The sequence below is a fragment of the Alloacidobacterium sp. genome (assembly GCF_035631355.1).
Lineage (GTDB): Bacteria > Acidobacteriota > Terriglobia > Terriglobales > Acidobacteriaceae > Alloacidobacterium.
Genome location: NZ_DASQIX010000084.1, coordinates 63,170 through 71,591, shown reverse-complemented (window position 1 = coordinate 71,591; position 8,422 = coordinate 63,170). Strand labels below are relative to the sequence as shown.

General features: G+C 55.7%; 9 protein-coding genes and 1 pseudogene. 4 read left to right on the top strand and 6 right to left on the bottom strand.

The genetic code is table 11. The annotated features are described in order from the left end of the window. A pseudogene (locus VEV40_RS15645) lies at positions 1-1,501 on the bottom strand (excinuclease ABC subunit A); the annotation flags it as partial. A 433-nt stretch (positions 1,502-1,934) separates the two neighbouring features. Further along, positions 1,935-2,645, bottom strand: a complete 711-nt coding sequence (locus VEV40_RS15640) for a hypothetical protein (RefSeq protein WP_324833659.1) — start codon at positions 2,643-2,645, stop codon at positions 1,935-1,937. Positions 2,646-2,747: 102 nt separating this feature from the next. Between VEV40_RS15640 and VEV40_RS15635 the strand changes: the two genes are divergently transcribed. From VEV40_RS15635 to VEV40_RS15625, 3 genes are read left to right on the top strand one after another with little or no spacing between them, the layout of a single operon-like run. Further along, on the top strand, positions 2,748-3,743 hold the full coding sequence (locus VEV40_RS15635; RefSeq protein ID WP_324833658.1) for a hypothetical protein: 996 nt from the start codon (positions 2,748-2,750) through the stop codon (positions 3,741-3,743). Positions 3,744-3,758: 15 nt separating this feature from the next. Beyond that, positions 3,759-4,436 (top strand): nitroreductase family protein, encoded by a 678-nt coding sequence (locus VEV40_RS15630; protein ID WP_324833657.1) that lies wholly within the window; start codon positions 3,759-3,761, stop codon positions 4,434-4,436. 10 nt (positions 4,437-4,446) lie between these two features. Continuing rightward, the gene (locus tag VEV40_RS15625; protein ID WP_324833656.1) at positions 4,447-4,884 is read left to right on the top strand and encodes an NUDIX hydrolase; all 438 of its coding nucleotides are present in this window, start codon (positions 4,447-4,449) and stop codon (positions 4,882-4,884) included. A gap of 3 nt (positions 4,885-4,887) precedes the next feature. On the opposite strand, the gene VEV40_RS15620 is transcribed toward VEV40_RS15625, so the two are convergent. The 4 genes from VEV40_RS15620 to purB all read right to left on the bottom strand — a co-directional run bounded on the left by VEV40_RS15620 (position 4,888) and on the right by purB (position 8,052). Continuing rightward, complete coding sequence (locus tag VEV40_RS15620) at positions 4,888-5,493, bottom strand: UbiX family flavin prenyltransferase (RefSeq protein ID WP_324833655.1); 606 nt, start codon at positions 5,491-5,493, stop codon at positions 4,888-4,890. A gap of 35 nt (positions 5,494-5,528) precedes the next feature. After that, positions 5,529-6,128 (bottom strand): DUF4126 domain-containing protein, encoded by a 600-nt coding sequence (locus VEV40_RS15615; RefSeq protein ID WP_324833654.1) that lies wholly within the window; start codon positions 6,126-6,128, stop codon positions 5,529-5,531. Between the two features lie 9 nt (positions 6,129-6,137). Then, positions 6,138-6,614 (bottom strand): hypothetical protein, encoded by a 477-nt coding sequence (locus tag VEV40_RS15610; protein ID WP_324833652.1) that lies wholly within the window; start codon positions 6,612-6,614, stop codon positions 6,138-6,140. Between the two features lie 142 nt (positions 6,615-6,756). After that, complete coding sequence (purB, locus tag VEV40_RS15605) at positions 6,757-8,052, bottom strand: adenylosuccinate lyase (RefSeq protein ID WP_324833650.1); 1,296 nt, start codon at positions 8,050-8,052, stop codon at positions 6,757-6,759. 106 nt (positions 8,053-8,158) lie between these two features. On the opposite strand from purB, the gene VEV40_RS15600 reads away from it, so the two are divergent. Further along, complete coding sequence (locus VEV40_RS15600; RefSeq protein ID WP_324833648.1) at positions 8,159-8,404, top strand: putative signal transducing protein; 246 nt, start codon at positions 8,159-8,161, stop codon at positions 8,402-8,404. Positions 8,405-8,422: the final 18 nt, after the last annotated feature.

Below are 8,422 nucleotides of genomic sequence, written 5' to 3'. Positions count from 1 at the left end.
TCGAAGGCTCGTCCAGCACATAAAGTACGCCGCGCAAGCGCGAGCCGATCTGCGTGGCCAGCCGTATGCGCTGGCCCTCGCCCCCCGAGAGAGTTGCCGCGCTGCGATTAAGCGAAAGATAGCCGAGGCCAACGGCATTCAAAAATTCCAGCCGTTCGACAACTTCGCGACGCAGCCGCTCTGCAATCAGTGCTTCACGCTCAGAGAATTGGAGGTTGCGGGCTGCCTCTACGGAGCTGCGCAATGACAACGCGGTGAAATCCGCAATCGATAGACCACCAACCTTGACCGCCAACGACTCTGGGCGCAGGCGCTTGCCCTTGCAGACCGGGCAAGTCGAAGCCGACATGTAGCCCAGCATCCACTCGCGGTAGGCATCGGATCTTGATTCCTCGACCGCGTCGCGCAGATAGGAGAGGATGCCGTGGAATCCGGTACGCGGTGCTTCACCCTTGGCGGGGCCGTAAAGCAGGATTTCCTGCTGATTTTGCGATAAGTGCTCGAACGGCTTATTCAGGTCGATTTTGTAGCGTTGCGCCGCAAGCTGAATAAGCTTCAGCAGATACTGCGAAGCCGATCCGGGGCCGAGCGCGCCATCGAGTAACGGTTTTGACCAGTCCGTGATGACCTTTGCCGGGTCGAAGTCATAGATGCTGCCGAGGCCATGACACTCGGGGCATGCGCCGAATGTGCTGTTGAAAGAAAAACTGCGCGGTTCAAGCTTAGGCACGTCGAGACCGCAGTCAGGGCAGGCCATTGAGGACGAATAAAGCTGTTCGCTCCCACCTGAGATGGCAATCAGCACAAGGCCCTTGGCCATTTGCAATGCGCGCGAGACTGCTTCCTGCAGGCGCTTTTCGACGCCGGGCTTGAGAACCACGCGGTCAATTACAGCCTCGATGGTGTGGTTTTTGCGCTTTTCCAGGTTGATCGAATCAGCCAGATCGCGCAACGCGCCATCAATCCGCGCTCGGAAGCCCTGTTGGTCCAGTTCATCGAGCAGGTCCTTGAACTCGCCTTTGCGTCCGCGCACCACGGGAGCATAGATGGTCACCCGCTCGCCCGGAGCGAGCGACAGAATACGCTCGACAATCTGTTCATGGGTCTGGCGGGAGATGGGCCGTCCGCAATTGGGACAGTGGGGAACGCCAATCGAGGCATAGAGCAGCCGCAGGTAGTCGTAAATCTCGGTAATGGTTCCCACGGTCGAACGCGGGCTGCGGCTCGTAGTTTTCTGCTCGATGGAAATCGCCGGACTGAGTCCCTCAATCGAATCCACATCCGGCCGCTCGATTTGATCTAAGAATTGCCGCGCGTATGCCGATAAGGTTTCCACATAGCGGCGTTGGCCCTCCGCGTAAATGGTGTCGAAGGCAAGCGAGGATTTGCCGGAGCCGGAAAGGCCGGTTACGACGGTCAACGTGTTGCGTGGAATCTGCACGCTTATATCGCGCAGATTATGTTGACGCGCCCCGCGCACGGTAATGTGGGTGATTGACATGCAGGACGAAAAATCCGGAAATCTTGCAAACGCCGCGGGCAACAACCCTTGCCATGTGCTCATCGGGGCGTTCAGAATTGAAACAACGTTACTAAAGGTATCTTAGTTGGCAATAGAAAACGTGGTCAACGTGTGCCCGTTTTCTGGAAGAGGGCGCATCATAGTAAGCGCAGGCAGTTCGTGAAAACAGCAATGACAAGAAAGAATATCAAGGATGCAGGACGCACTTAATTTGGTTATGTTGATATGCGCGGCGGTAGCTGCGCTCGCTTTTGGGGTTTTGGCGGCGTATGGCATTTGCCGGGTGGCGTTCGCGGCTTTGAGGCTTCACGCGCGTTCTTATGCGGCTCATGCACCCCAGCCTAAGCCGGAAATCGCGCGCCTATAAAACTTTCGCAGCTTAACTTGAAGGCCGCTCAAGAGGCGGTCTTTTCTATTGCGGATTCACCTGTTGTTGCTGTTGCTGAAGCTGCTGCTGACGCATTTGCTGTAGTTCCTGAAGCATCTGCTGAGGCGTCTTGACCTGTCCGGACTGGGCGGGAGAGTGGGGTGTTTCCGTTTCCGGCGCCATCGTTTCCGGTCTTGGTGGAACAGGATTGTCCTGTTGCTCCACAACCGAATCGTCTTCATCATCGCTGCTGCTATTTTGCTGTGCCATCTGCATTGCTGGGCTGCCGCCGGTTACAGCTCCGCCGGTACGCGGAGTCAGCGTCAACTCCCGGGGAGCACCGTTCGCGAGCTCACCAACCATCATCACGTTATAGTCGACGCCATCCAGCAGAGCTGATAGCACCTCGCGTGGTGCTGCTGGCCCGTAGTTGCCGAATATGCGCTGATCGCGGGAAAGCCCATCAATCTTCATTCCTGTTTTGGCGGAAATGTCGTGAAGAATCGCTGAGAGTGTTGAATTGTCCGCCTTTACCGAAAGTTTCCCGGCGTTGAGTTGCACCTGCGCGGGTTGGGCAGGTTTGTCCAAAAGCGATAGAGCGGCCTGAGGCGTTTCCGGAGCGGCAATCGCGGTCTGCTGCACGCCTACAGGTGGTTTTACGCCAGCTGTATCTCGTTTGGTTTGTCGAGCTGGTTGCTGTGCCTCTGTTATGGTTGCAATAAGACCAATCAAGAGGACAATGCCGGCTTGTGCCATAAACCGCATCAAAAAACCTGTAGCTTGCGCGTAGTTTTCTGTGCGCAAACTTCTATGTACTAGACTAGCAGTGGTTTGGATTTGCTCACAAGAATTTGTTCCTTGCCATTTATGAATTGCTGGCGTTCATTCCCTCTGATTGTCGCGCTATTCTGCGGCGCAATAGCGCATGCGGTCACATGTACCACTCAGTCACAGCTTACAGACGCTCAACGTACAGCCTACGAGCAGGCCATTCGAGGACTGGCTGCGGAAATCCAGTCCGGCAATGTTGCCGCGGTGAAAGCAGAGGCCATCCCCAGCGTTGCGGCGCAGTTTGACTCGATCGCAGGAGCTATTCAGGCTGTTTCGCCTACTATTCAAGGCGCGGTCCTGACCATCCAGTCCATTTTCAGCCTGCGCGCAACTGATCTTAAGTCTGCACAGGACACGCAATTCTTCTGCAGCGTTCCGGGGTCGCAGCTGCTTATCAACATCTCAATTCCGCAGCTTCCTCCTAGCGACTACGCCTTTACAGTCGTTCATGCGACCGGCATAAAGCAGCCGCAGCAGATTTCTATGATTCTTGAAAATGAGCCCGAGGGCAGCTCCCAATGGAAACTCGCCGGCCTCTTTGTGCGGCCGCTTAGCGCTGCGGGACATGACGGAGTCTGGTACTGGACGCAGGCGCGCGCTTATGCAAACAAAAGGCAATCCTGGAATGCATATTTCTACTATCAGACTGCAGCATATTTGCTCAGTCCTGTGGACTTCATCTCAAGCCCAAACCTCGATAAGCTGCAAAAGGAGATGAGCGGTGTCCGCCCTGACGGATTGCCCGGCGCAGAACCTATGAAAATCGTAGCGAACGGGCAGGCTTTTGATATCACGAACATGCATACTGACGGCTCACTCGGTGGACTCGATCTTGTGGTGAATTACAAAACAAACGACGTGTCGGATCCGGTAGCTACGCGCAGCCGCAACATTGATGTCATGAAGGCACTGTTGGCCCAGCACGCTGAAATACGCGAGGCATTCCATGGCCTCTGGGTCTATGCCGATGCGGAGGGCCAGAGACCGTTCGCAATCGAGCTGCCCATGAATCAGATTCAGTAATCCGGCTGCTACTACATGAGGAAGAAAGAAAGTTCAATCGAGATGGCAAATGTGATGGAGAAAACCCTGTCCCAGGCAATCGCGGAGCGGCGCGCGACACCCAGTTTTGACGATTCTCACGTACCCGACGATGACTTGAAGAAGATTCTGGAAGCGGGACTTCAGGCACCCAGCGGCTATAACATGCAACCCTGGCGCTTCGTTGTAGTTCGCTCAGAGGAACAGAAGCGGCGTTTGCGGGCTGCCAGTTTCAACCAGGCCAAGGTGGAAGAAGCGGCAGCCATGATTGTTGCATGTGGGGATGCAGACGGCTGGCGTAATGGTGATATTGAAGAGATGCTGCGCCTTGGGCGCGAAGGGGGTATGCCGGAGAACTACGCCGAGCAGGCTAAGATCAACATACCTAATTACTTATCAAACCACCCAAATTTTCCGATGTGGCTCAACCGCCACGTCATGATCGCGTTCACCCACATGATGTTGATGGCCGAAGTCCTGGGCTATGACACGGCTCCGATGGAGGGCTTTGAAGAGGAGCGGGTGCGCGAAGTGCTCAAGCTGCCGCTCAGCTACCATGTGGTTGCTCTGCTTGGCATTGGGCATCTGAAGGGAAGCGACAAATTCTACGGCGGACGCTTCAGCATGGCTCGCACCGTTTTTGCTGAGGAGTACGGAAAGCCATTGAAGATTTAGTCTTGTTTCGATGCGGCGCGAATATCCAGAGAGCCCGATTGTCGGCGTTGGGGCGGTCATCATCCATGACGATCGGGTATTGCTCATCCAGCGTGGGCAGGAGCCGCTCAAAGGAGAATGGTCGCTGCCAGGCGGCGCACTCGAACTGGGTGAGACCCTGGAGCAGGGCATCAGACGCGAAGTACTGGAAGAGACTGGCCTGGCCATCGAGCCGGTGAAAATTATCGAAGTTCTGGATCGCATCGTTCGCGATGATGCAGGAACGGTGCGGTTCCACTATGTCCTCGTGGATTTTGTCTGCCGGATCACAGGAGGCGCCTTGTGTTGTGCTTCCGACGCCTCTGCGGCACACTGGCTACCCCGTAAGGAGTTGAATTCGCACAGTAAGTACCGCGCTGCGCCATTCACTGTTGCAGTTATCGAAAAGGGATTTCAAAGCCAGCCCTGAGTTCTATACGTCGCTTTTCCACACATATGCGCCCTGCTGCGGTAAGCCGATGTGTGCCAGCACACGCGCCGCGAACTGACGCGCCATCTCTGTCGAATCAATGGGCTGGTTGTACAGCGTAGGGATTATCGGAAAAATAGTGGCTCCTGCGTCGGCTGCCAGCACCATATTTCGCAAGTGAATCTTATTAAATGGCGTCTCCCGGACGCACAACACCAGCGGACGCTGCTCTTTCAAGCAGACATCAGCTGCCCGCTCAATCAGGTTCCGCGCCAGGCCATTGGCAATCGCCGCGAGCGTTCCCATGCTGCACGGCATCACGATCATGCCACTCGATGGATAACTGCCGCTGGCGATGGATGCGCCAATATCTGACTCGGCATGTTGCTGAATTTTGTTTGATGGATGTCCGATCAGCTTTTCGACAAGCGAGTTGCGACCGCTAAAGCGCAGTTCCTCGGCCAGTACGCGCAGAGCGCTTTCTGACGCTACGAAGTGCACATGCGAGACGCGTGGATCCACTTGCAAGGTCTGCAGCAGGTGCTGGCCAAAGACGGCGCCGCTGGCTCCCGTCATGGCCACAGTCAGATTCATCAGCTCGCGCGTCATCGTGCTTGTCAAATTAAATCACTTTTGAAGCTGGGTCACGCGGTTGCCGGTCGGGGTTTGCTCCACATTCTGCGAATAAACTTAGTCAGCCAGCGGATGGTGATCACGGCCAGCAGCAAAAAGACACATGCAATGCCGGCAGCGATCAATGGATGCTTCGTGGCCAACCATGTCACGCCAACCGCGAGTATGTCTTCACCGGTGCTGAGGGCAATGTTCGACACCGGCTCTGGACTGGGTGTAACTGCTGCGCGGACTGCAGTTTTTGAGCCGTGCGCCACGAGCGCAATGCCCGCACCAGCGACAGCTGCGAGAATCTGCATCTCGGGCGAAAGCTGCTCGCTCGTGTGATAGGCCAGGAGGGCTGCTATGGGAACGCGAATAAAAGTGTGCAGTGCGTTCCAGACCATGTCGAAGGCGGGAATCTTGTCGGCGACAAACTCAATCGCAAACATGATTGCGCTCACGCCGATCACCCACCAGTGCATTAGCATGTCCAACCCGGCAGGTAGCTCGATCCAGTGGGCCCGCGCCAACAGGCCCAGTGTAAGTAGCGTGGCATACACGTTCAGACCGGCGGCAAAGCTGGCGGCAATCACCAAAGCGGCAATCGTGATGGGCGTAAATGTTTCCATGGTGCTTTCCTAGTGTTGGCAACTGGCCGGATGCTGTTGCCCGTTGACCACAACCCAGCCATTATCTGCGCCGCGATGGGTTGAGCAGTGAACATCATGAATGCCGGCCGAGAAACGTCCATGTGATGGGAAGAAAGCCTGTCCATATGCATATACCTGTGCATTGACGGGAGCTGTCACCACTCCGTCGAGGTCGTCGTTTGTTACTACTTCCACTAGACGTGTATTTCCGTCCGGAAACGCGACGCGCAGTGGAAGGATTTGATGGCTGCCATGCGGTCCTCCGCTCTGTGTGCGCGAAGAGCTGACGGTAATGCCGCACACCATCACGTTGTCGACCGACTGTGTTTGACCGGAACCGAGCAGCCCGCCAAGCTTCTGGTTCACCTGCGGCGTGCAGCTCTGCGGCACAGGAACATCGTTCTGAGCCAACGCCGAACACGAAGCCAGAACAATGGCCAAACCTGGAGCGCAGCGGTAAAACATAGGCTACCTCCGGCAATCTAAAGCCGACTGAATAGTAGCAGAACTAAAGCCAAAAAGACTCGAGATGGGTGTTAGCGAAGATAAGGGTACCCATAGCCTGCCGGGCCTATTGAAGAGTCTCGCAGAGACATGGGGTCACTGCCTACCCTCTGAGCACCCGCTCAAAAATGGCATCCACATTTCGCAGTTGACGGTTCAGGTCAAAGGCGTGCTCCAGCTTTTCCGAGTTGAATTTAGCGGTGATTTCCGGATCGGCCTTGATGAGATCGCGAAATACCAGGTCGTCTTTCCATGCGCGCATGGCATGGCCCTGCACCAGCCGGTAGGCATCCTCGCGCAACATGCCCGCTTCAGCTAAATCAAGCAACAGTTGTCCGCTGAAGATAAGGCCGCCAGTGCTTTCAAGATTCTTCAACATTCGTTTCGGATAGACCAGCAGCTTTTCGATGAGGTTGGTTGTCTTCGCCAGCAGGTAATCCGTGAGAATTGTTGAATCGGGGAAGATAACACGCTCAACTGATGAATGCGAAATGTCGCGCTCATGCCATAGGGCGACATTTTCATACGAGGCCTGCGCATTGGCGCGGACAACGCGCGCGAGGCCGCTGATCTGTTCCGTGGTAATCGGATTCCGCTTGTGCGGCATGGCCGACGAGCCTTTCTGCTTCTCTGAGAAGTACTCTTCCGCTTCGCGAACTTCTGTCCGTTGCAGATGGCGAATTTCAACCGCAATTTTGTCCAGCGTAGACGTAACAATCGCCAAAGTGGAGATGTAGTGCGCGTGGCGATCACGTTGAATGACCTGCGTAGCTATCGGCGCCGGTTTCAGCCCCAGCTTCTCGCAGATGCGTTCTTCATGCTTAGGGCTAAGGTGACCGAACGTCCCGACTGCGCCAGACAGTTTGCCGATGCGAATCTGTTCCGCAGCCGCATCAAAGCGCTCCAGGTTGCGTCGCATCTCTGCATACCAGTTCAGCAGCTTCAGCCCAAAGGTCGTCGGCTCGGCGTGGATGCCGTGCGTGCGCCCTATGGTTGGTGTGTGCTGAAACTCAAGCGCGCGCTGCTTCAGTACCTCGATCAATGCCAGCAGGTCTTCGCGGATCAACACGGATGCCGCCTTGATTTGCAATGCCTGCGCAGTGTCTACTACGTCGTTTGAGGTAAGTCCATAGTGCAGCCAGCGCGACTCCGGCCCGATCTTTTCCGCGACCGCAGTGGTGAATGCAATGACGTCATGCTTCACCTCGGCTTCGATCTCCTGGATGCGAGCGATATCAAAGCCTCCGCGTTCGCGAATGGCCTGCGCCGCTTCGGCGGGCACAATTCCGTCCTCAGCCAAAGTCGCGCTGGCGGCTGTTTCCACCGCAAGCCACATACGGTACTTGTTTTCGTCACTCCAGATCTGACCCATTTGCGGGCGCGTATAGCGGGCAATCAACGAAGCGTTCTCCTTAAAAGGAATAGACTGTATGTGGTGAACTTCTAATTCTACCGTTTGTGCATCCAATCACTCGCAAATGCACTAAAGTCTGGAAGGGAAGCTGATGGAACAAGTTGTGACTGTAGCCAGCTTTATTGAACCGATGGAAGCCGAAATGGCCAGACTACGCCTCGAATCTGCCGGAATCGAAACATTCCTCTCTGGCGAGAACGCACGCATCATGGAGCCTGGTCTGGGTCCATTGCGGCTTCAGGTTAAGGCCGCTGACCAGTCGGACGCCCTGGACATTCTCGCCGATCCTGGAGCCGGGTCAGCGCCAGAGCCGACCACGGAACCAGATATATCGTGACACGACCATATCGTGTTA